20 protein-coding genes are annotated in these 26,352 nt (G+C 70.9%); 11 read left to right on the top strand and 9 right to left on the bottom strand.

What is annotated here, in order from left to right; all coding sequences use genetic code 11:
• Positions 1 to 3: 3 nt before the first annotated feature.
• Complete coding sequence (locus IE294_RS07810; protein WP_189884084.1) at positions 4 to 1,275, bottom strand: MFS transporter; 1,272 nt, start codon at positions 1,273 to 1,275, stop codon at positions 4 to 6.
• 209 nt (positions 1,276 to 1,484) lie between these two features.
• Here IE294_RS07810 and aroQ point away from each other — a divergent pair, with 209 nt between their 5' ends.
• Positions 1,485 to 1,958: a type II 3-dehydroquinate dehydratase gene (gene aroQ / locus IE294_RS07805; RefSeq protein WP_189883730.1), complete on the top strand. Its 474-nt coding sequence runs from the start codon at positions 1,485 to 1,487 to the stop codon at positions 1,956 to 1,958.
• 13 nt (positions 1,959 to 1,971) lie between these two features.
• On the opposite strand, the gene IE294_RS07800 is transcribed toward aroQ, so the two are convergent.
• From IE294_RS07800 to IE294_RS07780, 5 genes are all read right to left on the bottom strand, one after another.
• On the bottom strand, positions 1,972 to 2,700 hold the full coding sequence (locus IE294_RS07800; protein ID WP_306433387.1) for an amino acid ABC transporter ATP-binding protein: 729 nt from the start codon (positions 2,698 to 2,700) through the stop codon (positions 1,972 to 1,974).
• Positions 2,701 to 2,767: 67 nt separating this feature from the next.
• Positions 2,768 to 3,703 carry an amino acid ABC transporter permease gene (locus IE294_RS07795; RefSeq protein ID WP_189883729.1) on the bottom strand — a complete coding sequence of 312 codons (936 nt, stop codon included), beginning with the start codon at positions 3,701 to 3,703 and terminating at the stop codon, positions 2,768 to 2,770.
• Positions 3,700 to 4,584 (bottom strand): ABC transporter substrate-binding protein, encoded by an 885-nt coding sequence (locus IE294_RS07790; protein WP_189883728.1) that lies wholly within the window; start codon positions 4,582 to 4,584, stop codon positions 3,700 to 3,702. Before IE294_RS07790 ends, IE294_RS07795 begins: the two co-directional genes overlap by 4 nt.
• A gap of 451 nt (positions 4,585 to 5,035) precedes the next feature.
• Positions 5,036 to 5,692, bottom strand: coding sequence for an MBL fold metallo-hydrolase (locus tag IE294_RS07785; protein WP_189815517.1), 657 nt, complete (start codon positions 5,690 to 5,692; stop codon positions 5,036 to 5,038).
• 63 nt (positions 5,693 to 5,755) lie between these two features.
• Positions 5,756 to 6,442 (bottom strand): maleylpyruvate isomerase family mycothiol-dependent enzyme, encoded by a 687-nt coding sequence (locus IE294_RS07780; protein ID WP_189883727.1) that lies wholly within the window; start codon positions 6,440 to 6,442, stop codon positions 5,756 to 5,758.
• A 224-nt stretch (positions 6,443 to 6,666) separates the two neighbouring features.
• Here IE294_RS07780 and uvrA point away from each other — a divergent pair, with 224 nt between their 5' ends.
• On the top strand, positions 6,667 to 9,693 hold the full coding sequence (gene uvrA / locus IE294_RS07775; protein ID WP_189883726.1) for an excinuclease ABC subunit UvrA: 3,027 nt from the start codon (positions 6,667 to 6,669) through the stop codon (positions 9,691 to 9,693).
• A 159-nt stretch (positions 9,694 to 9,852) separates the two neighbouring features.
• Here the strand turns inward: uvrA and IE294_RS07770 are convergent, their stop codons facing one another.
• Together IE294_RS07770 and IE294_RS07765 are read right to left on the bottom strand one after the other, a co-directional pair.
• Positions 9,853 to 10,773 carry a carbohydrate kinase family protein gene (locus tag IE294_RS07770; RefSeq protein ID WP_189883725.1) on the bottom strand — a complete coding sequence of 307 codons (921 nt, stop codon included), beginning with the start codon at positions 10,771 to 10,773 and terminating at the stop codon, positions 9,853 to 9,855.
• Positions 10,770 to 11,897, bottom strand: coding sequence for a LacI family DNA-binding transcriptional regulator (locus tag IE294_RS07765; RefSeq protein WP_189883724.1), 1,128 nt, complete (start codon positions 11,895 to 11,897; stop codon positions 10,770 to 10,772). The genes IE294_RS07770 and IE294_RS07765 overlap by 4 nt, the downstream gene beginning before the upstream one ends.
• A gap of 276 nt (positions 11,898 to 12,173) precedes the next feature.
• On the opposite strand from IE294_RS07765, the gene IE294_RS07760 reads away from it, so the two are divergent.
• The gene (locus tag IE294_RS07760; RefSeq protein ID WP_189883723.1) at positions 12,174 to 12,602 is read left to right on the top strand and encodes a Rieske (2Fe-2S) protein; all 429 of its coding nucleotides are present in this window, start codon (positions 12,174 to 12,176) and stop codon (positions 12,600 to 12,602) included.
• Between the two features lie 69 nt (positions 12,603 to 12,671).
• Here IE294_RS07760 and IE294_RS07755 read toward each other — a convergent pair whose 3' ends face one another.
• Complete coding sequence (locus IE294_RS07755; RefSeq protein WP_189883721.1) at positions 12,672 to 13,619, bottom strand: hypothetical protein; 948 nt, start codon at positions 13,617 to 13,619, stop codon at positions 12,672 to 12,674.
• A gap of 716 nt (positions 13,620 to 14,335) precedes the next feature.
• Between IE294_RS07755 and uvrC the strand changes: the two genes are divergently transcribed.
• The 8 genes from uvrC (at position 14,336) to tpiA (ending at position 26,246) form a co-directional block, all read left to right on the top strand.
• Complete coding sequence (uvrC, locus tag IE294_RS07750) at positions 14,336 to 16,582, top strand: excinuclease ABC subunit UvrC (protein ID WP_189883719.1); 2,247 nt, start codon at positions 14,336 to 14,338, stop codon at positions 16,580 to 16,582.
• The gene (rapZ, locus tag IE294_RS07745) at positions 16,579 to 17,661 is read left to right on the top strand and encodes an RNase adapter RapZ (RefSeq protein WP_189883717.1); all 1,083 of its coding nucleotides are present in this window, start codon (positions 16,579 to 16,581) and stop codon (positions 17,659 to 17,661) included. The genes uvrC and rapZ overlap by 4 nt, the downstream gene beginning before the upstream one ends.
• Positions 17,658 to 18,725 carry a gluconeogenesis factor YvcK family protein gene (locus IE294_RS07740; protein ID WP_189815508.1) on the top strand — a complete coding sequence of 356 codons (1,068 nt, stop codon included), beginning with the start codon at positions 17,658 to 17,660 and terminating at the stop codon, positions 18,723 to 18,725. Before rapZ ends, IE294_RS07740 begins: the two co-directional genes overlap by 4 nt.
• Positions 18,716 to 19,705, top strand: a complete 990-nt coding sequence (whiA, locus tag IE294_RS07735; RefSeq protein ID WP_030583311.1) for a DNA-binding protein WhiA — start codon at positions 18,716 to 18,718, stop codon at positions 19,703 to 19,705. Before IE294_RS07740 ends, whiA begins: the two co-directional genes overlap by 10 nt.
• Positions 19,706 to 19,857: 152 nt before the next feature.
• Positions 19,858 to 22,812 carry a M14 family metallopeptidase gene (locus tag IE294_RS07730; protein ID WP_189883715.1) on the top strand — a complete coding sequence of 985 codons (2,955 nt, stop codon included), beginning with the start codon at positions 19,858 to 19,860 and terminating at the stop codon, positions 22,810 to 22,812.
• A gap of 298 nt (positions 22,813 to 23,110) precedes the next feature.
• Positions 23,111 to 24,118 (top strand): type I glyceraldehyde-3-phosphate dehydrogenase, encoded by a 1,008-nt coding sequence (gene gap / locus IE294_RS07725; RefSeq protein ID WP_189815505.1) that lies wholly within the window; start codon positions 23,111 to 23,113, stop codon positions 24,116 to 24,118.
• Positions 24,119 to 24,254: 136 nt separating this feature from the next.
• A complete protein-coding gene (locus tag IE294_RS47370) occupies positions 24,255 to 25,466 on the top strand; it encodes a phosphoglycerate kinase (RefSeq protein WP_229917052.1) in 1,212 nt (403 codons plus the stop codon).
• Positions 25,467 to 25,469: 3 nt separating this feature from the next.
• The gene (gene tpiA / locus IE294_RS47365) at positions 25,470 to 26,246 is read left to right on the top strand and encodes a triose-phosphate isomerase (RefSeq protein WP_229917051.1); all 777 of its coding nucleotides are present in this window, start codon (positions 25,470 to 25,472) and stop codon (positions 26,244 to 26,246) included.
• Positions 26,247 to 26,352 lie beyond the last annotated feature (106 nt).

Raw genomic sequence — 26,352 nt, 5'->3', positions numbered from 1 at the left:
CGGTCAGCCCGTGACCGGCTCGACCGCCGGCACGGGCACCGGCCGCGTCTCCGGCAGCAGTGCGAAACAGACCAGGCTGATCAGCGCGATGCCCGTGAGGTACGCCCCCACGCCCCAGGGGACCCGTCCGCCCCGCTCCGCGAGCGCCGTGGCGACGATCGGGGTGAGGGCGCCGCCGAAGACCCCACCGAGGTTGTAGCCCACGGCGGCGCCCGTGCAGCGCACCCGGGCCTCGTACAGTTCCGGCAGGTACGCGGCGATCACCGCGAACATGGTGATGAAGGCGATCAGGGCGCCCAGGATGGCCAGGAACATCAGCAGCTGCTCGCCGGTCGCGAGGAGGGCGACCATCGGCAGCATCCACAGGACACAGGCCGTACACCCCGTCAGACACAGCGGCCGGCGTCCGTACCGGTCGCCGAACAGTGCCACGACGGGCGTGAGCGCGCCCTTCACCAGCACCGCGCCCATGACGCACATCAGCATGACCGTACGGCTCACGCCGAGCCGTTCCGTCGCGTACGCCAGCGACCAGGTCGTCACCGCATAGAACACCGCGTAACCGACCGCGAGAGCTCCGGCCGTCAGCAGCACCAGCCGCCCGTGGTGCCGTACGACCTCCACGAGCGGCACGCGCGCGTGATCGTCGATCTCCAGGAAGCGGGGACTCTCCCTGAGGGAGGAGCGCAGCCACAGACCGGCCAGCGCGAGGACGCCGGCCGCCCAGAACGGCACGCGCCAGCCCCACCGGGCGAACTCCGCGTCGGACAGCCCTGCCGACAGCGCGAGCACCACCCCGTTGGCCAGGACGAAGCCGAGTGCCGGCCCGATCTGGGGGAAGCTCGACCACAGGGCACGCCGCCCGGCGGGAGCGTGTTCGGCGGTCAGCAGCACCGCCCCGCCCCACTCGCCGCCGAGCCCCAGCCCCTGTAGGAAACGCAGCACGAGCAGCAGCACGGGCGCGGCCACGCCGATGGTCCCGTAGGACGGCACACAGCCGACCGCGACCGTCGAGGCGCCGGTGAGCAGCAGCGAGATGACGAGCACCGGACGCCGGCCGCGCCGGTCCCCGAGGTGCCCGAAGATCACCGAGCCCAGCGGCCGGGCCACGAACCCCACCCCGAACGTCCCGAACGCCGCGAGCGTCCCGGCGACCGGCGAGAACGTCGGGAAGAACAGCGGCCCCAGGACCAGAGCCGCCGCGGTCCCGTAGACGAAGAAGTCGTAGAACTCGATCGCTGTCCCGGCGAGCGAGGCGGCGGCGAGCCGCGGCATGGACGGGGCGTTTACGGCGCGTACATCGTGCATGCCGCGTCAACTACCCACAGTAATCAAGGGTTACGGGGGCGCGCGGAGGCGATCACGGGACGTGGGTGCGCGCCGTGGCGACCGGCGTACGGGGCCCGCTGCCGGCGCCGACCGGCGTGATAGACCGGTGCGAGCAGCGGTCGTGGACGGACCGCCCCGAACGGACCGGAGGAACCGTGCCCCGCACCCTGGCCAACGCCCCGATCATGATCCTCAACGGGCCCAACCTGAACCTCCTCGGTCAGCGCCAGCCCGAGATCTACGGCAACGAGACACTGGCCGACGTCGAGGCGCTGTGCGCCAAGGCGGCGGCCGCGCACGGCGGCACGGTCGACTTCCGGCAGTCCAACCACGAGGGGGAGCTGGTCGACTGGATCCACGAGGCGCGGCTGAGCCACTGCGGGATCGTCATCAATCCCGGCGCCTACTCGCACACGTCGGTCGCCATCCTGGACGCGCTCAACACCTGTGACGGCATGCCCGTGCTGGAGGTGCACATCTCCAACATCCACCGGCGCGAATCGTTCCGGCACCACTCCTACGTCTCGCTGCGCGCCGACGGCGTGATCGCGGGATGCGGAGTGCAGGGCTATGTGTTCGGCGTGGAGCGGGTCGCGGCACTGGCCGGAGCGGCGCGAGCGGACGCGTGACCCGCGCGCGGGACTACAGCCGGCCCGCCTCCACGATCCGCCGCAGGAAGCGCCGCGTGCGCTCCTGCTGCGGGTCACCGAAGACCTGCTCGGCGGTGCCGCGCTCCAGCACGACCCCACTGTCCAGGAAGCAGACCTGATCGGCGACGTCCCGCGCGAAGCCCATCTCGTGCGTGGCCAGCACCATGGTCATGCCCTCGTCCTTGAGGCCACGCACCACCTCCAGCACCTCGCCCACCAGCTCGGGGTCGAGCGCGGCCGTGATCTCGTCCAGCAGCAACAGCCGGGGCCGCACCGCGAGGGCCCGGACGATCGCCACACGCTGCTGCTGACCGCCGCTGAGCCGGTCCGGGTAGGCATCGGCCTTGCCGCCCAGCCCGAGGCGCTCCAGCAGCTCCCTGGCCCGCTCCTCGGCCTCCGTGCGGGAGACGCCGTGCACCCGGCGCGGAGCGAGCGTGATGTTGTCCAGCACCGTCATGTGCGGGAAGAGGTTGTACGCCTGGAAGACGACGCCGATCCGGCGCCGTACCGCGTCCTGGTCCACGCGCGGGTCGGTGATCTCCTCACCGTCCAGCCAGATGGCGCCGTCGTCGATCTCCTCCAGGAGATTGGCGCAGCGCAGCAGCGTGGACTTGCCCGAGCCGGAGGCGCCGATCAGCGCGGTCACCGTGTGCGGGGCGACCTCCAGACCGACGTCCCGCAGGACGACCGAGCCGCCGAAGGTCTTGCGGACGGACTCCATCCGCAGCACCGGCGCGTTGCTGACGGGCGTGTTCTCGGGCGTGCTCACAGGGCTCCTCCCCAGGCGCTCACAGGGACCCTCCCTGGGCCCGCCGCCGGTCCATCCGGGCCGTCACCCAGTCGGTGAACCGGGTCATCGGGATGGTCAGCGCCACGAACACCAGCCCCGCGACGATGTACGGCGTGTAGTTCAGACTGCGGCCCACGATGATGTCGGCCGCCCGTACCGCGTCCACCGCACCCCCGATGGACACCAGGCCGGTGTCCTTCTGCAACGACACCAGGTCGTTGAGCAGCGGCGGCACCTGGCGGCGCACCGCCTGCGGCAGGACGACGTAACGCAGGGCCTGCCGGTTGGTGAGGCCCAGCGAGCGCGCCGCGGCACGCTGCGAGGGGTGGATCGACTCGATGCCGGCCCGGAACACCTCCGCCACGTACGCCGAGTACGTCAGCGTCAGCGCCGTACCGCCGAGCAGCACCGGATCGACCGTCACGCCCTGGAGCCGCAGCGCCGGCACACCCAGGACCACGATCATCAGGTTGATGATCAGCGGCAGACCGCGGAAGAAGTCGGTGTAGGCCGCCGCGAGCACCCGCAGCGGGAAGAAGACCGGGCCGCGCAGGGTCCGCGCGACGGCGATCAGCATGCCCAGGACCAGGACGGCGACACCGCAGATCAGCAGGAGGCGGACGTTCAGCCACAGTCCTTCGAGGACCTTCGGGAACGCCTCGCGCGCGTAGTGCGCGCTGAAGAACGTCTCCTTGGTGCGCGGCCAGCCTGGTGCGCTGACGACGACCAGGTAGAGCAGGGCGGCCGTGACGAGCGTGGAGAGGGCCGCGACGGCGGTGGCGCGGCGGGCCCGCGCGCGTCGGTAGCGCTCGCGCGCCAGACGCCGCTCGGAGGGCGCGTAGCCGTCGTCCGGGACACCGCCGCCGGTGCCGCCGGTCATGTCCCCCTTGTCGTCCGCCCCCTCCCGGGCCGACTCACCCTTGGTGACCGTCACTTGAGCACCGGGGCGTCGACGGCGTCCGAGAGCCACTGCTTCTCGATCGCGGCCAGCGTGCCGTCCTTGCGGAGGGCATCGACGGCGCCGCTCACGCACGTGGTCAGCGCACTGCCCTTGTCCAGCACGAGCCCGAACTGCTCGGGTGTGCCGGTCCGGTGCTCGAACTGGCCGACGATCCTGGCGTTCGTCACCTCGGCGGCCGTGATGTAGAACGCGGTCGGCAGGTCCGTGATGATGGCGTCGACCTGGCCGTTCTTCAGGGCTGACTTCGCCTGGTCGTTCTTGGCGTAGACGGCAGCGTCCTGTGCCGGCTTCACGACGTCGGTGATGTAGTCGAGGCTCGTGGTGCCGACCTGCGCGCCCAGCTTCAGCTTCTTGAGGTCCGCGATGCTCTTCGCCTCGGCGGCCTTGCCGCCCTTCAGGGCGATGACCGCCTGACGCACGTCGTAGTAACCGGAGGAGAAGTCCACGGCCGTCTTGCGCTCGGCGCTGATCGACACCTGGTTGATGTCGAAGTCGAACGTCTTCACCCCGGGCGCGAACGCCTTGTTGAAGGGCACGCTCTGCCAGACGACCGCGTTCTTGTCGTACCCCAGTTGCTTCGCCACGGCGTAGGCGACGGCCGACTCGAAGCCCTTGCCGTTGGCGGGCTTGTCGTCCTTGAACCAGGGCTCGTACGCCGGTTCGTCCGTCGCGATCGTCAGTTTTCCGGCCGTCTTGGTGGCGAGTTCGCCCTTGGCGCAGCTCTTCGCGGCCGACCCGGACGGGGCGGCCGACGCCTTCTCCTCGGGCTGTGGAGCGCAGCCGACGGCGGTGGCGAGCAGGGCTATGGTGACGGCGGCGACCGCGCGGCGCAGGGCGAGAGGGGCAGCATGCATGGCGGGAGACTGGCAGTGAACGCGGCGTCTGTCCAGGTCACGACGGTGGTTGTCCGCATGCTGGGAAGGGGTGTTGCGGCCGTGTGAACGCGGCTGCGCGCGGCCCACGCGCGCGTGGGCCGCGCCTGGGCCGCCGGCCGAGGGCGGGGTTGGAGACCGGCGGCCCCTACCGCTCAGGAGCCGTCATCCTGCGCGGGGCTGCTACCAGTTGACTGCGGTCGCCCGCTCTCCGGGAGTGCGCACGGAGGTCCGGTGCGTGCGAAAGGTTCACACGGGGCGCGCGGAGGGGGCGTGCACGCCGGGTGCGTGTACGGCGCACGCGCGGCTCACGCACAACTGCCCTGCGTGGGGCGCGCGTACGGCCTGTGCACCGAGGCGCGCCCTGGGACGTGAGCCGACCAGAGGTGCGAGCTGATCGAGGATGAGGGATGCGAGCCGGTCGGCGCCCCGCTCACCACCCGCGCGCGTGCCACTCCGGCAGATGCGGCCGTTCCGCGCCCAGCGTGGTGTCGTTGCCGTGCCCCGGGTAGACCCACGTCTCGTCCGGCAGCACGTCGAAGAGCTTCGTCTCCACATCGTGGATCAGGCTGGCGAACGCCTTCGGGTCCTTGCGCGTGTTGCCGACACCGCCGGGGAAGAGGCAGTCGCCGGTGAAGACGTGCGGGTGGCCGTGCGGGTCGTCGTAGACCAGGGCGATCGATCCGGGCGTGTGCCCGACCAGATGGCGCGCGGTGAGCTCCACGCGGCCCACCCTGATGACGTCGCCGTCGTCGACGAGGACGTCGGTGGGCACCGGGATGCCGGGGGCGTCGTCGCGGCCGGCGTACGTACGCGCGCCCGTGCCCGCGACGACCTCGGCGAGTGCCTGCCAGTGGTCGCCGTGCTGGTGCGTGGTGACGACGGACGCGATGCCGTCGTCACCGATCATGCCGAGGAGCGTCTCCGCCTCGTTGGCGGCGTCGATCAGGAGCTGCTCGTCGGTGGCACGGCAGCGCAGCAGATAGGCGTTGTTGTCCATCGGGCCGACCGCGATCTTGGTGATCATCAGGTCTTTCAGCTCGTGCACATCCGCCGGTCCGCCGACCCTGACCTCTCCGGAGTACGTCATGAAGGTCAGCCTATAGCGCGGGAGCCCTGGTGGACGGCCGGGTCGGGCCGCGCACGGTCCGACCTACAGCGGGGGCAGTTCCGGCAGCGTCCCGCCCCGCACCTCCAGCGCCGCCCCGTCGCGGCGCCCGGCGAGCCAGCCCACCAGGTCCGCCGGCCGGCCGGTGACCGTGATCCGGGGCTCGTCCGCCGCGCGCCCGGTCGTCCACGCGTGCGTGCCGTCCGTGACCCGGGTCGCCGGGACGTCCGGGTGCCCGGAGAACCGCTCGGTGAGGAAGCCGGTCTCCCGCTCCAGGAATTCCGCCGGAAGATCCTCCAGCTCGTACCCGGTCCCGAGGTCGACGTGGTGCAGCTCCACCTCCCCCCACCGGCGGAACGGCACCCGGGACGCGGAGTCGGTGACTCCGTTGCGCAGCTCCACCGTGCGCGTCCAGTCCGCGGGGGCCTGCCCGGCCGCCTGGAAGCGGGCCGCGCTCTCGCGGACGTCGGTGACCTGGACCTCCACGGGGCGCGGGGCGTCCCGCTCGATGTCGGCGTCCCGCGCCTCGGCGCTCGCGTACATGGGACGGCCCTGGAGGACGTTCACGAGCGCGTCCGCGTTGCGGGCGAGATGGGCCAGGACGTGTCCGCGGCTCCAGCCCGGAAGCCGTGACGGCTCGGCGAGCGATGCGTTGTCAAGGGCGATGACCGCGCTGAGGAGCCGATCCGTCGCTTCCCGTACACAGGCCAGGTCATGAGCGTGATCCATCATGACGCCGACCCTAGTCCGGCCACTCCTTCGGGTGAAGGTGACGAACCCCGCCCGAAAATCGAATGCACGTGCTATAAGGTCGAGGGCGGAGTCGGGCATGCTGGATGGTCGGGGGTTGTTATGCAACCGGGCAATCCGACCGGCGTTGTCAGTGGCTCCCCCTAGTCTGAAGAAGCACGGGGGCCCCGCCCCTGTCACTTCTCTCAAGAAAGGTGCGGACCGGCGTGGCCGACCGTCTCATCGTCCGTGGCGCGCGCGAGCACAACCTGAAGAATGTCTCGCTCGACCTGCCACGTGACTCGCTCATCGTCTTCACGGGCCTGTCCGGGTCGGGCAAGTCCTCCCTGGCCTTCGACACGATCTTCGCGGAGGGCCAGCGCCGTTACGTGGAGTCGCTCTCCTCGTACGCACGGCAGTTCCTCGGCCAGATGGACAAGCCCGACGTCGACTTCATCGAGGGCCTCTCCCCGGCGGTCTCCATCGACCAGAAGTCGACCTCGCGCAACCCGCGCTCGACGGTCGGCACGATCACCGAGGTCTACGACTACCTCCGTCTGCTCTTCGCGCGCATCGGCAAGCCGCACTGCCCCCAGTGCGGCCGCCCGATCTCGCGCCAGTCGCCGCAGGCCATCGTGGACAAGGTCCTGGAGCTGCCCGAGGGGAGCCGCTTCCAGGTGCTGTCCCCCCTGGTGCGCGAGCGCAAGGGCGAGTTCGTCGACCTCTTCGCCGACCTCCAGACCAAGGGCTACTCCCGCGCGCGCGTGGACGGCCAGACCGTCCAGCTGTCCGAGCCGCCGGTCCTGAAGAAGCAGGAGAAGCACACCATCGAGGTGGTCGTGGACCGCCTCACGGTGAAGGACTCCGCCAAGCGCCGCCTCACCGACTCGGTGGAGACCGCCCTCGGCCTGTCCGGCGGCATGGTCGTGCTCGACTTCGTGGACCTCCCCGAGGAGGACCCCGAGCGCGAGCGCATGTACTCGGAGCACCTGTACTGCCCGTACGACGACCTGTCCTTCGAGGAGCTGGAGCCCCGCTCCTTCTCCTTCAACTCGCCCTTCGGCGCCTGTCCGGAGTGCACCGGCATCGGCACGCGCATGGAGGTCGACCCGGAGCTGATCGTCCCGGACGAGGACAAGTCCCTGGACGAGGGCGCCATCCACCCGTGGTCGCACGGCCACACCAAGGACTACTTCGGCCGCCTGATCGGCGCCCTGGCCGACGCCCTCGGCTTCCGCACGGACATCCCCTTCGCGGGCCTGCCCCAGCGGGCCAAGAAGGCCCTGCTCTACGGCCACAAGACCCAGATCGAGGTGCGCTACCGCAACCGGTACGGCCGCGAGCGGGTCTACACCACCCCCTTCGAGGGCGCGGTGCCCTTCGTCAAGCGCCGCCACAGCGAGGCCGAGAGCGACGCCAGCCGCGAGCGCTTCGAGGGCTACATGCGCGAGGTGCCCTGCCCCTCCTGCGAGGGCACGCGTCTGAAGCCGATCGTCCTCGCGGTCACGATCATGGGGAAGTCGATCGCCGAGGTCTCCGCGATGTCGATCAGCGACTGCGCGGACTTCCTGGGCGAGCTGAAGCTGAACGCCCGCGACAAGAAGATCGCCGAGCGGGTCCTGAAGGAGGTCAACGAGCGGCTCCGCTTCCTGGTCGACGTCGGCCTGGACTACCTTTCCCTCAACCGCGCGGCCGGCACCCTCTCCGGCGGCGAGGCCCAGCGCATCCGCCTCGCCACCCAGATCGGCTCCGGTCTCGTCGGCGTGCTGTACGTCCTGGACGAGCCGTCCATCGGCCTGCACCAGCGGGACAACCACCGTCTGATCGAGACCCTGGTCCGCCTGCGCGACATGGGCAACACGCTCATCGTGGTGGAGCACGACGAGGACACCATCAAGGTCGCCGACTGGATCGTGGACATCGGCCCCGGCGCCGGTGAGCACGGCGGCAAGGTCGTGCACAGCGGCTCCGTGAAGGAACTGCTCGCCAACACCGAGTCGCAGACCGGCGCGTACCTCTCGGGCCGCAAGTCGATCCCGCTCCCGGACGTACGGCGCCCCCGCGACCCCTCCCGGCAGCTCACCGTGCACGGCGCCCGTGAGAACAACCTCCAGGACATCGACGTGTCCTTCCCGCTGGGTGTCTTCACGGCCGTCACCGGCGTCTCCGGGTCCGGCAAGTCGACCCTGGTCAACGACATCCTCTACACGCACCTGGCGCGCGAGCTGAACGGCGCGCGGACCGTCCCCGGACGGCACACGCGCGTGGACGGCGACGACCTGGTCGACAAGGTCGTGCACGTCGACCAGTCACCGATCGGCCGCACCCCGCGGTCCAACCCGGCGACGTACACCGGTGTCTTCGACCACATCCGCAAGCTGTTCGCCGAGACCACCGAGGCGAAGGTCCGTGGCTACCAGCCCGGGCGCTTCTCCTTCAACGTCAAGGGCGGCCGCTGCGAGAACTGCGCGGGCGACGGCACCATCAAGATCGAGATGAACTTCCTCCCGGACGTCTACGTCCCGTGCGAGGTCTGCCACGGCGCCCGGTACAACCGGGAGACCCTGGAGGTCCACTACAAGGGCAAGTCCATCGCCGAGGTGCTGAACATGCCGATCGAGGAGGCCATGCACTTCTTCGAGGCGGTCCCGGCGATCTCCCGTCACCTCAGGACGCTGAACGACGTGGGCCTCGGTTACGTCCGCCTCGGCCAGTCCGCCACCACCCTCTCCGGTGGTGAGGCGCAGCGCGTCAAGCTCGCCAGCGAACTACAGAAGCGGTCCACCGGACGCACGGTCTACGTCCTGGACGAGCCGACCACGGGTCTGCACTTCGAGGACATCAGCAAGCTGCTGACGGTGCTCGGCGGACTGGTCGACAAGGGCAACACGGTCATCGTCATCGAGCACAACCTCGACGTGATCAAGACCGCCGACTGGGTCGTGGACATGGGTCCGGAGGGCGGCGCCGGCGGTGGCCTGGTGGTCGCCGAGGGTACGCCGGAGGAGGTCGCCGGGGTTCCGGCGAGCCACACGGGCAAGTTCCTGCGCGACATCCTCGGCGCCGACCGCATCAGTGACGCCGAGCCGGTCAAGGCACAGCGGGGCGGCACGGCACGGAAGACGGCCGCGGCCAAGTCGTCGACGAGGAAGACGGTGACGGCCAAGGCCAACAACACCGCGACCAAGAAGGCGGTCACGGCCACGAAGACGGCGACGCCCGCGAAGAAGACGACGCGGGCCCGTAAGGCCTGAGCCGTCTGACACGCCATCAAAAATGCGGCGCCCCGCGGGAACTTCCCGCGGGGCGCCGTTCGTTCCACCATCAGCCAGCCCGGTCCGGCGGTCCGACAGGTCCCCGCCACACCGCAGGACCGGTCGTACCTTGTCAACAGCACAGGGAAAGCAGACCGCTCACAGCGCGGCCGAACCGCCCAGCTCCGCCGCGTACGGCGGCTCGGCCCCCGCCCGCGAGCAGGTGATCGCCGCCGCCCGTGCCGCGAAGCGCAGCAGCCGTGTCCAGCCCTCCGTCCCGAGGGCGGCGAGCGCTTCCGCGGACAGCGCGTCCCGGGCGGCCAGCCCGTGCAGCAAGGCCGCGTTCACCGTGTCACCGGCGCCGATGGTGTCCACGACATCGACCTTCTCACCCGGCACGGAGTGCTCCCCGCCGTCCCGGGTGAACACGGTCAGACCGTCGCCGCCCCGCGTGACCACCACGGCCGCCGGTCCCGCGGCCAGCCACTCGCTCGGGGTGCCGCCGAGCCACGCCGCGTCCTCCGCGGACAGCTTCAGCAGCGTCACCGAGGGCAGCCAGCTCTTGAAGCGTGCCCGGTAGGCGTCCGCGTCCGGGATGAGTCCCGCCCGGATGTTGGGATCCAGGGCGGTGAAGAGCCCCTGCCCGGCCGCGGTCCGCATCAGTTCCTCGTAGGCGCTCGCCCCCGGTTCCAGGACGAGCGAACAGGTGCCGAAGGACACCGCGCGCGTACCGGCGGGGAGCGCGGCCGGCGCCGTGAACAGACGGTCGGCGGTGCCGTCGACATAGAAGGAGTAGGCGGCCGAACCGGCGGCGTCGAGCGTGGCCACGGCGAGGGTCGTCGGTTCCGGTCCCCGCTGGACGCCGGACACATCGACGCCGGCCCGCCGCAGCCCGTCGAGCAGGGCCTCGCCGAAGGCGTCGTCCGACGTCCGGGAGCAGAAGGCGGTGCGGGAGCCGAGCCGGCCCAGCGCCACGGCGGTGTTGTACGGGCCGCCGCCGAGCGCCGGCTTCAGGTCCGCGAGGGCACCGGGGCCCTGCGGAACCAGGTCGATCAGTGCCTCACCGGCGACGACGATCACGAGGCGGTTCCCTTCTCGGCAAGCGTGGATGATGCGGTGGCCCCGGTGCCGCTGCCTGGCTCCTCCGGGCAGCCGCAGGACGTGCGGTGGACGAACGCGCACGGCAGCCGGACCGTCCGGGCCGGCCGGTCCGGCTCGGCCAGACGGTCCAGGAGCACCCGGACGGCACGGGCGCCCAACTCCCGGCTGGGCTGGGCGATGGCGGTCAGCCGGGGCGAGAACAGGTCGGCCCAGGCGAAGTCGTCGAAGCAGCACAGAGCGAGGTCGTCCGGAACGGACCGGCCGTGCCGGCGCAGCGCGCGCAGCGCGCCGATGGTCATCGCGTTGTTGGCGGTGACGAGTGCGGTGGGCGGATCGGGCAGGGCGAGCAGGTCGGCCGTGGCCCGCTCGGCCCCGGCGGACTCGGAGTTGCCGGACACGAGGAGACGCTCGTCGTATGCCAGACCGGCCGCGATGAGGCCCTCCCGGTAGCCGGAGACGCGCTCGCTGGTGGTACTGAGCCCGGGCAGGCCCGCGACCAGGGCGATCCGGTGGTGCCCCAGCCCGGCGAGATGGGTCACGAGCAGGGCCGTCGGCGCGGCGCTCTCGGCACAGACCTGGTCGAAGCACGGGGTGCTCGGCGAAGCGGCGGCACCGTCCGCACCGTCACCTGGTGCACCGTCCTCCGCCGCGCGGGCGTCGACCAGCCGGTCCAGGAACACCGTCGGTACGGCGTGGCGGCGCAGGTAGCCGACGAGGTCACTCGGCTCGGCGGACGGGGCGACGATCATGCCGTCCACCCGGCGCTCGTGGAGGAACTGCACGACCTTGCGCTCGTGCCGGGGGTCGTCATGCGGATCCGCGATGAGCAGGCTGTAGCCCGCCTCCAGGGCAGCCGCCTCGACGCCTTGCAGGATCTCCGTGAAGTACGGGTTGCTGATGGCCGACACCGCGAGCCCGATGGAGCGGGTGCGCGAGGTCACCAGAGAGCGGGCCAGGGTGTTCGGGGTGTAGCCGAGGGTGTCCACGGCGTCGAGCACGGCCTGGCGGGTGTGGGGGAGCACCGGCCGGGTGCCGTTGAGCACGTGGGAGACGGTCGCCACGGAGACCCCGGCACTACGGGCGACATCCGCCATGGTGGCCATGCGCGCTCCCTTCCCCGAGGCTGCCGTTCGGTCGGCGCCGGCCCCGGTCTTCTCAGCTTCCGGCCGGACGCTATCCCATGCCCCTGCCCCGCGTAAACGCTTACGTAAGCGTTTACGTTCCTGGGGTGCCTCCTCCCTCCACACCACTGGACTCGCCTCGCTGCCCTTCGGGCGGACATCGGGCCCCGTCCCCAGCCAGAGCGGCCCCCGCTCCCAGACCGCCCCCTCTGCCCGGGTATCGTCGCCCTGCACACCCCTTGACCAGTGGAGTTCCAGATGCCCGCCCACTCCTCCGCGACCCGCCGTACCGTCCTTCGAGGGGCCGCCGCGGCCCCGGTCGCCGGGCTCGGCCTGGCCGCGTGCTCGGCCCCGGACGGCAGTGGTTCCGCCACTGCCGCCCCCACCGCACCGGTCGACCTCGGCGCCGAGAACGAGGTCGCGAAGGGCGGGGCCAAGCTCTACCGGGATCACAACGTGGTGGTCAGCCGTGCCGAGGACGGCACCCTGAAGGCGTACAGCACGATCTGCACGCACGCCGGCTGCCCCATCAACAAGCTGCGGGGAACGACCCTGGTCTGCCCCTGCCACGGCAGCGAGTTCGATGCCGTGACGGGCAAGGTGGTCCAGGCGCCGGCCACCGAGCCCCTGACCGAGCTGTCGGTGAAGGCCGCGAAGGGCAGGATCGTCGCCGGTCCCGCGGACTGACCGAAGAGCCGCGGGCCGACGGGAGCGGTGGGCGGAAGGCCGGCTCAGCGTGCGGACGCGGGGGCGAGCTCACTCCCAGTCCCAGGCGATCCCCAGGACACCCGGCCGGATCCGGGGATCGACCAGGTGGGCACAGTGGTGCGGACTGGTCACGGGCAGCTCCTGCCAGCCGCTGCGCGGGGCCGCGGCCGAGTGCTGGGCGAAGCGGTGGCAGCGCACCGGCAGCGCGGCCGTGTCGAAGCGCACCTGGAGCGCGTACTGGCCGCCGGGGAAGCCGAACCGCTGGAGATACTCGCGGGACGTCCCGGCCGTGCCGTCCTCGATGCCGTACCGGAAGAGGAAGGTGTCGCCGGCGCGCAGCCGGGTGCCGAAGAGCAGTTCGGCGACGAGGACGCCGGTGTCCTGGTCCCAGCGGAGGCGACCGGTGCGACAGTTCTCCAGGGCGTGCACGGTGACACGGCGCGGGTCGCAGCCGAGGTCGCCGTGGTGGAGGGCGACGAAGCGGTCAACGCCGTCGTGGTGGGCCCGCACGATGTGGTGGGCTTCGCGGCTCACCAGCTCGCGCCGGGCGCCGATCCGGACGCGTTCGTGGTGCCCCACGGTGTGCAGGCCGCCGTCCAGGGACCAGCCGAGGTCGGCGGTGAGCCGGTCCACGACGCCCGAGGCCTCGATCAGGGAGCGGTAGGAGCGGCCCGCCGGACGGTCGGCCGTCGCCCGCTCGTCGGACTCGGCGAGCAGCCGGATCAGTGACTCGTCCGGTAGCCGGAGGATCTCCTCCAGCGCGCGTACGGCGCGCAGCGACTCCGGGCGCTGCGGGCGGCGAGCACCTTGCTGCCAGTAACTCAGGCTGGTGACGCCGACCTTGACCCCGTGGCGTGACAGATGGTGCTGGACGCGCTGGAGCGGCAGTCCGCGTGCGGCGATCGCGGCGCGCAGCGCCACATGGAAGGGGCCGCCGCGCAGGGCCGCGTCCAGTTCCGTGGTGGGGACGTCCGCGTGCTCTGTGGCATGCCGCATGCCGAGGGGCCTTCCTGTGAGGTGTCGCTACGGCTGGTCAGACCGTCTGTGCGGGTGTGCGGGTGTGCGGGTGTGCGGGGCCACCCCCGTGGGCACCGCGGGCGCGCCTGGCTGGGCACGCCGCGCCGGCCCGTACGCATGTGTGCAGGGCCCCGAGTTCCCCCGCATTGAAGCGTGTTGACCAGAACCCGACAACACTTAGGACCCGGCCGTTCCGGCCGACTGGCCGGACCCTGCCGTTCCGCGGCCGGTGGGCGGGGTAGGTGGGCGGGGGCGGCGGGAGTGGCCGCCTGCCTCATCCAGGGCTTGACCGGAGAGACGACGCCGGGAGGGAACGTCACCGGCATGGCGGGGAAGGCGACTGACGGCCGGGCCGCGGGGCGCGGAGACGTCAGGAGGAGGGGCGCGGAGGACGTCAGGAAGAGCGGTACGGAGAACGTCAGGAGAGGGCGCCCGTGCCCCGGTCTCCGGTTCTCTCCTCTCGACGCGGACCGTGCCCCGTCTCCTCTCCTGCCGCCCTGCGGCCCTACCGCCCTCGTACCGCCCATCCCAGCGCGTGCACCATGTCCAGGAGACCCCGCAAGCCCCCGAAAGAGACCGCCGGCCGGCCGCAGGCCAAAAGGGGTGCGGCGGGGCCCCCGCGCGGGCGCCGTCCGGGTGGGGGCGTTGTCCACAGGCCCGACGCGGTGTCGGTGCTCGCCAGTAGGGTGTGAGACATGGCCGACCCCTCCAGCTACCGCCCCAGGCCGGGAGACATCCCGGACTCTCCGGGGGTGTACAGGTTCCGTGACGAGCACCGCCGGGTGATCTACGTCGGAAAGGCGAAGAGCCTGCGCCAGCGCCTGGCGAACTACTTCCAGGACCTGGCGAACCTGCACCCGCGCACCCGGACGATGGTGACCACAGCAGCGTCCGTGGAGTGGACGGTGGTGTCCACGGAGGTCGAGGCGCTCCAGCTGGAGTACTCCTGGATCAAGGAGTACGACCCCCGGTTCAACGTCAAGTACCGGGACGACAAGAGCTACCCGTACCTCGCGGTCACGATGAACGAGCAGTTCCCGCGGGTCCAGGTGATGCGCGGTCACAAGAAGAAGGGCGTCCGCTACTTCGGGCCCTACGCGCACGCGTGGGCCATCCGGGACACCGTCGATCTGCTGCTGCGGGTCTTCCCGGTGCGCACCTGCTCGGCCGGCGTCTTCAAGAACGCCGCCCGCACCGGCCGGCCCTGCCTGCTCGGCTACATCGGCAAGTGTTCCGCCCCCTGTGTCGGCCGGATCACCCCCGAGGACCACCAGGAGCTGGCCGAGGAGTTCTGCGACTTCATGGCCGGCCGCACCGGCACCTACCTCCGCCGTCTGGAGAAGCAGATGATGGAGGCGGCCGAGGAGATGGAGTACGAGCGGGCGGCCCGCCTGCGGGACGACATAGGGGCCTTGAAGAAGGCCATGGAGAAGAACGCGGTCGTGCTCGCCGACGCGACCGACGCCGACCTCATCGCCGTCGCCGAGGACGAGCTGGAGGCGGCCGTGCAGATCTTCCATGTGCGTGGCGGCCGGGTCCGCGGTCAGCGTGGCTGGGTGACCGACAAGGTCGAGGAGGTCACCACCGGCGCCCTGGTCGAGCACGCCTTGCAGCAGCTGTACGGCGAGGAGAGCGGGGACGCGGTCCCCAAGGAGGTGCTGGTCCCGGCCCTGCCCGAGCCGGTCGAGCCGGTCCAGGAGTGGCTGACCGGCCGTCGCGGGTCGAACGTGTCGCTGCGCATCCCGCAGCGCGGCGACAAGAAGGCGCTCATGGAGACCGTGGAGCGCAACGCCCAGCAGGCCCTCGCGCTGCACAAGACCAAGCGCGCCTCCGACCTGACCACGCGCTCGCGTGCGCTGGAGGAGATCGCCGAGGCCCTCGACCTGGACAGCGCCCCGCTGCGGATCGAGTGCTACGACATCTCGCATCTCCAGGGTGACGACGTGGTCGCCTCCATGGTCGTCTTCGAGGACGGCTTGCAGCGCAAGAGCGAGTACCGGCGGTTCCAGATCAAGGGCTTCGCGGGGCAGGACGACGTCCGCTCCATGCACGAGGTGATCACCCGCCGCTTCAAGCGCTACCTCGCCGAGAAGGAGCGGACGGGGGAGTGGGCCGACGGCTCCGGCACCGACGACTCCCTGGCCGAAGGCTCCGGTACCGACAACCCCCTGACCGGAGAATCCGGCACCCACGGCTCCCTCGCCCAAGGCTCCGGCACTGACACCCCCCTGACCGGAGGCTCCGGCACCCCCGCCCTCCTGGCCGGAGGCCCCGGCGTCAACGGCTCCCTCCTCGACGCCGGCGCCGTGCTCGCCGACGCCGAGGTGATCGCCGATTCCCTCAAGGACGACGACGGCCGTCCCAAGAAGTTCGCCTACCCGCCCCAGCTCGTCGTGGTCGACGGTGGCCAGCCGCAGGTCGCGGCGGCCCGGCGCGCGCTGGACGAGCTGGGCATCGACGACATCGCCGTGTGCGGTCTCGCCAAGCGCCTGGAGGAGGTCTGGGTGCCCGGCGAGGACGATCCGGTGGTGCTGCCCCGCACCAGCGAGGGTCTCTATCTGCTCCAGCGCGTTCGCGACGAGGCGCACCGGTTCGCGATCACCTACCAGCGCACCAAGCGCGCCAAGCGTTTCCGCGCGGGCCCGCTGGACGACGTCCCCGGCCTCGGCGAGACCCGCAAACAGGCGCTCATCAAGCATTTCGGCTCGGTGAAGAAGCTGCGGTCCGCCACAATCGAGCAGATCCAGGAAGTGCCCGGGATAGGCCGGAAGACGGCCGAGACCATCGCCGTGGCTCTCGCCCAGGCAGCCCCGGCCGCTCCCGCCGTGAACACGGCGACCGGAGAGATCATTGAGGACGAGGAACCCGATACGACGGGGGGTTCCTCGGGGGAGCCCGTGACCGCGGGCGTCCCGGACGAACGACGGGGGCAGGAGACATGACCGAGCACGACGCAGAGCCCACAGCACAGCGAGATCAGGCGCACAGCGGCACGGGCGACGATGTCGTCCGGCACGACACCGGCCGGGAGACCGCCCGGCCCGAGACCGGCCGGGACACCGGCCGGCCCGGCACCGACCAGGACGCCGGACAGGACACCGGTCAGGACAACGGAGCACAGGTGAGTACGGGCAACGAAACAGCCGGGGTCCCCGAGGCGGCCATCCCCGAGCTGGTGATCATCTCCGGCATGTCCGGGGCCGGCCGGTCCACGGCGGCGAAGTGTCTGGAGGACCTCGGCTGGTTCGTCGTCGACAACCTCCCGCCCGCCCTCATCCCGACCATGGTGGAGCTGGGAGCCCGCTCCCAGGGCAACGTGGCGCGGATCGCGGTCGTCGTGGACGTGCGCGGCCGGCGCTTCTTCGACAACCTGCGCGAGTCCCTCGCCGACCTGGACACCCGGGGCGTCACCCGGCGGATCGTCTTCCTGGAGTCCTCCGACGAGGCCCTGGTCCGCCGCTTCGAGTCGGTGCGCCGCCCGCACCCGCTCCAGGGCGACGGACGCATCGTGGACGGCATCGCCGCCGAGCGGGAGCTGCTGCGCGAGCTGCGCGGCGACGCCGACCTGGTGATCGACACCTCCAGCCTCAACGTGCACGAGCTGCGCGCCAAGATGGACGCCCAGTTCGCCGGTGAGGAGGAGCCCGAGCTGCGGGCCACCGTGATGTCCTTCGGCTTCAAGTACGGCCTCCCGGTCGACGCCGATCTGGTCGCGGACATGCGGTTCCTGCCCAACCCGCACTGGGTCCCGGAACTGCGTCCCTACACCGGCCTCAACGAGGAGGTCGCCGCCTACGTCTTCAACCAGCCCGGTGCGAAGGAGTTCCTCGACCGGTACGCCGAACTGCTGCGGCTCATCGCGGCCGGCTACCGGCGCGAGGGCAAGCGGTATGTGACCATCGCCATCGGCTGTACCGGCGGCAAGCACCGCTCGGTCGCGATGTCGGAGAAGCTCGCCGCGCGTCTCGCGGCCGAGGGCGTGGAGACGGTGGTCGTGCACCGGGACATGGGACGGGAATGACGGAACGTACACCGCGGCTGAGCCGGCTGCGCCGGATGGTGCCCGAGGCGCGCGCCGGCCGCTCGGCCGAGGCCCGCGGGGCGCGGCCCCGCCGGCGCGGCGCCCAGCCCAAGGTGGTCGCGCTCGGCGGCGGCATGGGCCTGTCCGCCTCGCTCGCCGCGCTGCGCCGGATCACCGGTGATCTCACCGCCGTCGTCACCGTGGCCGACGACGGCGGCTCCAGCGGGCGACTCCGGGACGAGCTGGGCGTGCTGCCGCCCGGCGACCTGCGCAAGGCGCTGGCCGCGCTGTGCGGGGACGACGACTGGGGCCAGACGTGGGCCCGGGTCATCCAGCACCGCTTCCAGTCCCAGGGCGAGCTGCACGAGCACGCGGTCGGCAACCTGCTGATCGTCGCCCTGTGGGAGCAGCTCGGCGACCATGTGCAGGCCCTGGACCTGGTCGGCAAGCTGCTCGGCGCACATGGGCGGGTGCTGCCCATGTCGGCCGTGCCGCTGGAGCTCCAGGCCCTGGTCAAGGGGCACGACCCGGAGCGCCCGGACGACGTGGACACGGTGCGCGGGCAGGCGACCGTGGCCCTGACGCCCGGCGAGGTGCAGTCGGTGCACCTCGTGCCCAACGATCCGCCCGCCGTCCCCGAGGCCGTGGCGGCGGTCCTGGACGCCGACTGGGTGGTGCTCGGCCCCGGTTCCTGGTTCTCCTCGGTCATCCCGCACCTGCTCGTCCCCGAGCTGCTGGACGCCCTCACCGAGACCAAGGCGCGCCGGGTGCTCTCGCTGAACCTGGCGCCGCAGCCGGGAGAAACCGAGGGCTTCTCCCCGCAGCGTCATTTGGAGGTTTTGGGGCGACACGCCCCTAAACTCGCCCTGGACGTGGTGCTGGCCGACGTGGCCGCCGTGCCCGACCGCGACTCGCTCACCGAGGCCGCCAAGCGGCTGGGAGCCGCGGTCGAGCTGGCCCCGGTGGCCCGGACCGACGGATCACCCCGGCACGATCCGGAGCTGTTGGCCGCCGCGTACGACCGTATTTTTCGGATGCATGGAAGGATCGGCCCATGGCGATGACGGCAGCGGTGAAGGACGAGATCTCCCGGCTACCCGTCACCCGGACCTGTTGCAGGAAGGCGGAGGTCTCCGCCATTCTGCGGTTCGCCGGAGGCCTCCACCTGGTGAGCGGGCGCATCGTGATCGAGGCGGAGCTGGACACCGCGATGGCGGCGCGCCGGCTCAAGCGGGACATCCTGGAGATCTTCGGGCACAGCTCCGAGCTGATCGTGATGGCGCCCGGCGGGCTGCGCCGCGGCTCGCGGTATGTCGTACGGGTCGTCGCGGGCGGTGACCAGCTGGCCCGGCAGACGGGTCTCGTGGACGGCCGGGGCCGCCCGATCCGCGGTCTGCCCCCGCAGGTGGTCTCGGGGGCCACCTGCGACGCGGAGGCGGCCTGGCGCGGTGCCTTCCTGGCGCACGGCTCGCTGACCGAGCCCGGCCGTTCCTCGTCGCTGGAGGTGACCTGCCCGGGCCCGGAGGCGGCGCTCGCGCTGGTCGGTGCCGCGCGCAGACTGTCGATCGCCGCGAAGGCCCGCGAGGTGCGCGGGGTGGACCGGGTGGTCGTCCGGGACGGTGACGCGATCGGTGCCCTGCTCACCCGGCTGGGCGCCCATGAGTCCGTGCTGGCCTGGGAGGAGCGCCGGATGCGCCGCGAGGTGCGGGCCACGGCCAACCGGCTCGCCAACTTCGACGACGCCAATCTGCGCCGTTCGGCCCGTGCCGCCGTGGCCGCCGGGGCCCGGGTCCAGCGCGCCCTGGAGATCCTGGGCGACGAGGTGCCGGAGCACCTGGCCGCGGCAGGGCGGCTGCGCATGGAGCACAAGCAGGCATCCCTGGAGGAGTTGGGCGCGCTCGCCGATCCGCCGCTGACGAAGGACGCGGTCGCGGGCCGTATCCGCCGGCTGCTGGCGATGGCCGACAAGCGCGCCGCCGACCTGGGCATCCCGGGCACGGAGGCCAACCTCAGCGAGGAGCTGGCGGACAACCTCGCCGGCTGACCGGACGACACGTCAATTCGCCGGTGCCGACGGCCGTTCGGGTGGTCGGCACCGGCTTTTGCGTGTCCTTGTGGTGCTCTTGACTCGATCATCAAGTGGCATGAGCCTGGCAACCTGTTCGTCGCTGTGGCGGACCACCGCTAGGGGGGTTCATGAGACACAGAGCGAGATCGATCCTCGCTGTCGGCGCGTTTCTGATCGGCGGAGCGAGTCTCGCGCCCATCGCCCAGGCACAGAACGGAAGTCCGGCGCCGTCCGGGCCGGAAGAGGTCAAGGTCTACCGCGCCGAGGTCACCGGGCAGCAGGTACCCCTGCTGCTCAAGGCCGGCCAGGACGGCCATGAACTCGGTGAGCGGGTGGGCGCAGGCGGTAGGACCGAGGTCGAGGTCTACCTCACCGGCAAGCAGGCCGCGCGACTGCGCGAGCAGGGCGTCGACCTCACCGAGCACGCGCTCTCGGCCAAGGCGGAGGCCAGGGTCGAGGACGCCGCCCAGGGCGTGTTCCGCCCGTACGGCGGAAGCGGCGGGCTCAAGGAGGAGATCCTCCGGACCGCCCGGGCCCACCCCGGCCTCACCAAGGTCGAGTCCATCGGCCAGACCCTCGGCGGCCAGGACATCCTCGCGCTCAAACTGACCAGGAACGCGAAGAAGTCGAAGGACGGCTCCAGGCCCGCCGTGCTCTACATGTCCAACCAGCACGCGCGCGAGTGGATCACGCCGGAGATGACCCGGCGCCTGATGCACTACTACCTGGACCGCTACACGACCGACCGGCGCGTCAAGAAGATCGTCGACTCGACGGAGCTGTGGTTCGTCCTCTCGGCCAACCCGGACGGCTACGACTACACGTTCAAGGACTCCGGCACCCGCCTGTGGCGCAAGAACCTGCGGGACGTCAACGGCGACGGCGTCATCGGCACGGGCGACGGCGTCGACCTCAACCGCAACTTCCCCTACAAGTGGGGTTACGACGACGAGGGTTCGTCCCCCAACCCCACCAGCCAGACCTACCGGGGCGCGAGCCCCGGCTCCGAGCCCGAGACCAAGGCCCTCGACGCCTTCGAGAAGCGCGTCGGCTTCCGGTACGGCATCAACTACCACTCCGCCGCCGAACTCCTCCTCTACGGCGTCGGCTGGCAGGTGGCCACCCCGACGCCCGACGACGTCCTCTACAAGGCGCTCGCGGGCACCCCCGGCGACTCCGCCGTCCCGGGCTACCACCCGCAGGTCTCCTCGGAGCTGTACACCACCAACGGCGAGGCGGACGGCCACGCGTCGAACGTCAACGGGATGGCGATGTTCACCCCGGAGATGTCGACCTGTCAGACCGCGTCGGACCTCGACCCGGACGACGCCTGGAAGAGCCAGGACTGCCAGTCCGTCTTCAACTTCCCCGACGACGAGAAGCTGGTCCAGCAGGAGTTCGCCAAGAACATCCCGTTCGCGCTCTCCGTCGCCGAGACCGCCGTACACCCCGACAAGCCGGTCTCCTCGGTCGGTCTGAGCGCCGCCGACTTCACCCCGGCCGCGTTCTCGACGTCGTACTCCCGGGGCGCGGACCAGGAGGTCTCGGTCGTCGTCCGCAAGGCGGTCCGGGACAAGGAACTCAAGTACCGCGTCAACGGCGGCCGTACGCGCGACCAGGCGCTGAAGCACTGGAAGGGCGGAGAGACGTACGGCGGTGAGGACAACCTCTACTTCGACGAGTACCGCGCGAAGGTGCGGGACGGCGAGCCGGGCGACAAGGTCGAGGTGTGGTTCACCGGACGGACCAGGAGCGGGAAGAAGGTCTCCAGCACCCACTTCACCTACACGATCGCGAAGCGGCCGGCGGCCGACACCCTGGTGGTCGCCGAGGAGGGCACGGCCGCCGCACAGGCGCGGACGTACGTGGACGCGCTGAAGGGCGCCGGGCACCGGGCGCTGGTGTGGGACGTGGCCACGCAGGGCGCCCCGGACGCGCTCGGCGTGCTGAAGCACTTCCGGACGGTCGTGCACTACTCCGGAGCCAACGGCCCCGCCAACGCCACCCAGCTCCGGCTGCGCGCCTACCTCAACGAGGGCGGCAGGCTGATCGAGGCCGGCGAGCTGGCCGGTGGCAGCGTCGACCTCGGCGACGGCGCCCTGTCCGACGACTTCAGCCAGTACTACCTCGGCGCCTACAGCCGTACGTCGACCAAGGGGGCCAACGGTTTCACCGGCTCCGGCGCGCTCGACGGCTTCACCGGCGCCCTCGGCGACGCGCCCGGCAACCCGCTGGACAAGGCCGGCACCTACGGCGTCACCTCCGACGAACTGCCGGTGGCCACCCACCCGCAGTTCGAGAGCGCGGGCGCGGGCACCTTCGCCGGCACCGTCAACCCGTACGGGCCGTACACGGGTGCCTCGATGGCCGCCGCCGTGCACACCGACGACGCCTACAAGCGTCTCACCCGCACCGTCGACCTCACCGGGGTCGCCGCCGCCGACAAGCCCGCCCTGAGCACCCGGCTGCTGTGGGACACCGAGCGCGGCTACGACCACGCGGTGGTCGAGGCGCACACCGTCGGCGCCGACGACTGGACGACCCTGCCGGAGGCCGGAGGGGCCACGAAGGCGGCCGTGCCGGACGAGTGCGGGGCAGGCTTCCTGATCGGTGAGCACCCGTGGCTGAAGCACTACCTGACGCTCACCGGCAACACCTGCGCCGCGACCGGCACCACCGGTGCGTGGCACAGCCTCACCGGCAGCTCCGGCGGCTGGCAGCAGGTGGGCTTCGACCTGAGCGCGTACGCCGGGAAGTCCGTCGAGATCTCGATCGGCTACATCACCGACCCCGGCAGCGGCGGGCACGGTGTCCTCGCCGACGACGCCTCGCTGGTCGTCGGCGGCACGGCGCGGGAGACCGAGGGCTTCGAGTCGGACCTCGGCGCCTGGAAGGCGGCCGGACCACCCGCCGGCAGCCCGGCGGTGCTGAAGGACTGGACGCGCACCGGGACGCTGTTCCAGACGTACGGATCGGTCACCACGGACGACACCGTGCTGCTCGGTTTCGGTCTGGAACAGGTGCCGTCGGCGGCCGATCGGACGGCTCTGCTGCGGAAGGCGTTCGACTCGCTCGACAGGTGAGCGGGACCCCTTCTCAAGGGTGCGCGCAGAGCGTGCGCATCAAGTGAGCCGACACGCTCACGAACGAGTGAAACCGGCGTCGGAAGCGCCCCGCGTTCCGTACCAAATACGGGTGAATCCGCTGTCGATCCAAGGCGGTCCGTACCTCTACTGACTGGTACGGACCGCCTGCCCGTGTATGCGCCATCTCGATGTCACCCCGGGGCCCGCAGAGAGGTAGGGTCGGTGGTGGTCGGGGACATCCCAAACAGAGCTCGTCGGCACCGCATAGCCGGCGTACCAACGAGGAGATCGGTTCGTGACGATCCGCGTAGGCATCAACGGCTTCGGCCGCATCGGTCGTAACTACTTCCGCGCGCTGCTGGAGCAGGGAGCGGACATCGAGGTTGTGGCTGTCAACGACCTGGGTGACACCGCGACCACCGCGCACCTGCTCAAGTACGACACGATCCTGGGCCGCCTCAAGCAGGAGGTCTCCCACACCGCCGACACCATCACCGTCGACGGCCACACCATCAAGGTGCTGTCCGAGCGCAACCCGGCCGACATCCCGTGGGGCGAGCTGGGCGTCGACATCGTCATCGAGTCGACCGGCATCTTCACCAAGAAGGAAGACGCCGCGAAGCACATCGCCGGTGGCGCGAAGAAGGTCCTCATCTCGGCTCCGGCCAAGGACGAGGACATCACCATCGTGATGGGCGTCAACCAGGACAAGTACGACCCGGCGAACCACCACGTCATCTCCAACGCCTCCTGCACCACCAACTGTGTGGCGCCGATGGCGAAGGTCCTCGACGAGAACTTCGGCATCGTCAGGGGTCTGATGACCACGGTGCACGCGTACACGAACGACCAGCGCATCCTGGACTTCCCGCACAAGGACCTGCGCCGCGCCCGTGCCGCCGCCGAGAACATCATCCCGACCACCACCGGTGCCGCCAAGGCCACCGCCCTGGTCCTGCCGCAGCTCAAGGGCAAGCTGGACGGCATCGCCATGCGCGTCCCGGTCCCGACCGGCTCCGTCACCGACCTGGTCGTGGAGCTGGGCCGCGAGGTCACCAAGGAAGAGGTCAACGCCGCCTTCCAGAAGGCCGCCGAGGGTGAGCTGAAGGGCCTGCTCGACTACACGGAGGACCCGATCGTCTCCTCCGACATCGTCAACGCCCCGGCCTCCTGCACCTTCGACTCCTCCCTGACCATGGTCCAGGAGGGCAAGAACGTGAAGGTCATCGGCTGGTACGACAACGAGTGGGGCTACTCCAACCGCCTCGTCGACCTCACGGTCTTCGTCGGCAACCAGCTCTGATCGCCGAAGCAGGACCCCGAAGTGGGAGCAGGGCCCGTGCAGCGCACCGCCGCGCTGTCCGGGCCCTGTCCCACGTACTGACCACGTCCTTTTACGATCAGGTGCACCACGAGCTCTCCTGTAGGAGTCCACTCCCATGAAGACGATCGACGAACTTCTCGCCGACGGCGTGAGCGGCAAGCGGGTCTTCGTCCGCGCCGACCTCAACGTGCCGCTCGCCGACGGGACGATCACCGACGACGGCCGCATCCGCGCCGTCCTGCCCACCGTCAAGGCCCTCGCGGACGCGGGCGCCAAGGTGATCGTCGCCTCGCACCTGGGCCGCCCCAAGGGTGCCCCGGACCTCGCCTTCTCGCTGCTGCCCGCCGCCGAGCGCCTCGGTGAACTGCTCGGCGCCCCGGTCGCCTTCGCCCAGGACACCGTCGGTCCCGCCGCCCACGACGCCGTCGACGGCCTCCAGCCCGGCCAGGTCGCGGTCATCGAGAACCTGCGCTTCAACCCCGGCGAGACGTCCAAGGACGACACCGAGCGCGGTGAGTTCGCCGACCGGCTGGCCGCTCTCGCCGACGTCTACGTCGGTGACGGCTTCGGCGCCGTGCACCGGGGGCACGCCTCGGTCTACGACCTCCCGGCCCGGCTGCCGCACTACGCCGGTTACCTGATCGCCACCGAGGTCGGCGTCCTGAAGAAGCTCACCGAGGACGTCAAGCGCCCCTACGTCGTCGCGCTCGGCGGCGCCAAGGTCTCCGACAAGCTGGCCGTCATCGACCAGCTGCTCGGCAAGGCCGACCGGCTCCTGATCGGCGGCGGCATGGCCTACACCTTCCTCAAGGCCAAGGGCTACGAGGTCGGCATCTCCCTCCTCCAGGAGGACCAGGTCCCCGCCGTCAGGGAGTACATGGAGCGCGCCGAGAAGCAGGGCGTCGAGCTGCTGCTCCCCGTCGACGTCGTGGTCTCCCGGACCTTCCCGGACCTGAAGACCAAGGCGCCCACCGAGAACACCGTGGTCGACGCGGACAAGATCCCCGCCGACCAGGAGGGCCTGGACATCGGCCCCAAGACCCGAGAGCTCTACGCCTCGAAGCTCGCCGACGCCGAGACCGTCTTCTGGAACGGTCCCATGGGCGTCTTCGAGCACCCCGACTACGCCGAGGGCACCAAGGCGGTCGCCCAGGCGCTCGTCGGCACGAACGGTTTCACCGTCGTCGGCGGCGGTGACTCCGCCGCGGCCGTGCGCACGCTCGGCTTCGACGAGAACGCATTCGGCCACATCTCGACCGGTGGCGGCGCCTCCCTCGAATACCTTGAGGGCAAGACGCTCCCCGGCCTCGCCGCACTGGAGGACTGACCCTTGAGCACGCGCACGCCGCTGATGGCGGGCAACTGGAAGATGAACCTCAACCACCTGGAGGCCATCGCACACGTCCAGAAGCTCGCGTTCGCCCTGGCCGACAAGGACTACGAGGCCGTCGAGGTCGCCGTCCTGCCGCCCTTCACCGACCTGCGCTCCGTGCAGACCCTGGTCGACGGCGACAAGCTCAAGATCAAGTACGGCGCCCAGGACATCTCCCAGCACGACTCCGGCGCCTACACGGGCGAGATCTCCGGCCCGATGCTGGCCAAGCTGAAGTGCACCTACGTGGCGATCGGCCACTCCGAGCGGCGCCAGTACCACAACGAGACCGACGAGCTGGTCAACGCCAAGGTCAAGGCCGCCTACAAGCACGGCCTCACCCCGATCCTGTGCGTCGGCGAGGAGCTGGACGTCCGCGAGGCGGGCGACCACGTCAGCCACACCCTCACCCAGGTCGAGGGCGGTCTCAAGGACCTGCCGGCCGAGCAGGCCGAGACCATCGTGATCGCCTACGAGCCGGTGTGGGCCATCGGCACCGGCAAGGTCTGCGGTGCCGAGGACGCCCAGGAGGTCTGCGCCGCCATCCGCGCCAAGATCGCCGAGCTGTACTCCCAGGACGTGGCCGAGCAGGTCCGCATCCAGTACGGCGGCTCCGTGAAGTCGGGCAACGTCGCGGAGATCATGTCCCAGGCCGACATCGACGGCGCCCTGGTCGGCGGTGCTTCGCTGGACGCCGAGGAGTTCGTCAAGATCGTGCGCTTCCGCGACCAGTGATCATGTCCGTGAGTAGGCGGTAGCGGCGATACGTCGTACCCTTGCGGGGGCACAGCCAGGTGCTGTGCCCCCGTCGTCCATCCGAATCCGAGGAAGTTGGTCCAGC

It is taken from the genome of Streptomyces canarius (genome assembly GCF_014650735.1).
GTDB classification, from domain to species: Bacteria; Actinomycetota; Actinomycetes; order Streptomycetales; family Streptomycetaceae; genus Streptomyces; species Streptomyces olivaceoviridis.
This window is presented reverse-complemented; position numbering and strand designations above follow the sequence as displayed.

Coding starts and splice junctions, on each gene's coding strand:
- IE294_RS07810 (WP_189884084.1), bottom strand. CDS start 1,275: ATGCCGCGGCTCGCCGCCGCCTCGCTCGCCGGGACAGCGATCGAGTTC.
- IE294_RS07800 (WP_306433387.1), bottom strand. CDS start 2,700: ATGGAGTCCGTCCGCAAGACCTTCGGCGGCTCGGTCGTCCTGCGGGAC.
- IE294_RS07790 (WP_189883728.1), bottom strand. CDS start 4,584: ATGCATGCTGCCCCTCTCGCCCTGCGCCGCGCGGTCGCCGCCGTCACC.
- IE294_RS07785 (WP_189815517.1), bottom strand. CDS start 5,692: ATGACGTACTCCGGAGAGGTCAGGGTCGGCGGACCGGCGGATGTGCAC.
- IE294_RS07780 (WP_189883727.1), bottom strand. CDS start 6,442: ATGATGGATCACGCTCATGACCTGGCCTGTGTACGGGAAGCGACGGAT.
- IE294_RS07765 (WP_189883724.1), bottom strand. CDS start 11,897: ATGGCCACCATGGCGGATGTCGCCCGTAGTGCCGGGGTCTCCGTGGCG.
- IE294_RS07760 (WP_189883723.1), top strand. CDS start 12,174: ATGCCCGCCCACTCCTCCGCGACCCGCCGTACCGTCCTTCGAGGGGCC.
- IE294_RS07755 (WP_189883721.1), bottom strand. CDS start 13,619: ATGCGGCATGCCACAGAGCACGCGGACGTCCCCACCACGGAACTGGAC.
- uvrC (WP_189883719.1), top strand. CDS start 14,336: ATGGCCGACCCCTCCAGCTACCGCCCCAGGCCGGGAGACATCCCGGAC.
- rapZ (WP_189883717.1), top strand. CDS start 16,579: ATGACCGAGCACGACGCAGAGCCCACAGCACAGCGAGATCAGGCGCAC.
- IE294_RS07740 (WP_189815508.1), top strand. CDS start 17,658: ATGACGGAACGTACACCGCGGCTGAGCCGGCTGCGCCGGATGGTGCCC.
- whiA (WP_030583311.1), top strand. CDS start 18,716: ATGGCGATGACGGCAGCGGTGAAGGACGAGATCTCCCGGCTACCCGTC.
- IE294_RS07730 (WP_189883715.1), top strand. CDS start 19,858: ATGAGACACAGAGCGAGATCGATCCTCGCTGTCGGCGCGTTTCTGATC.
- IE294_RS47370 (WP_229917052.1), top strand. CDS start 24,255: ATGAAGACGATCGACGAACTTCTCGCCGACGGCGTGAGCGGCAAGCGG.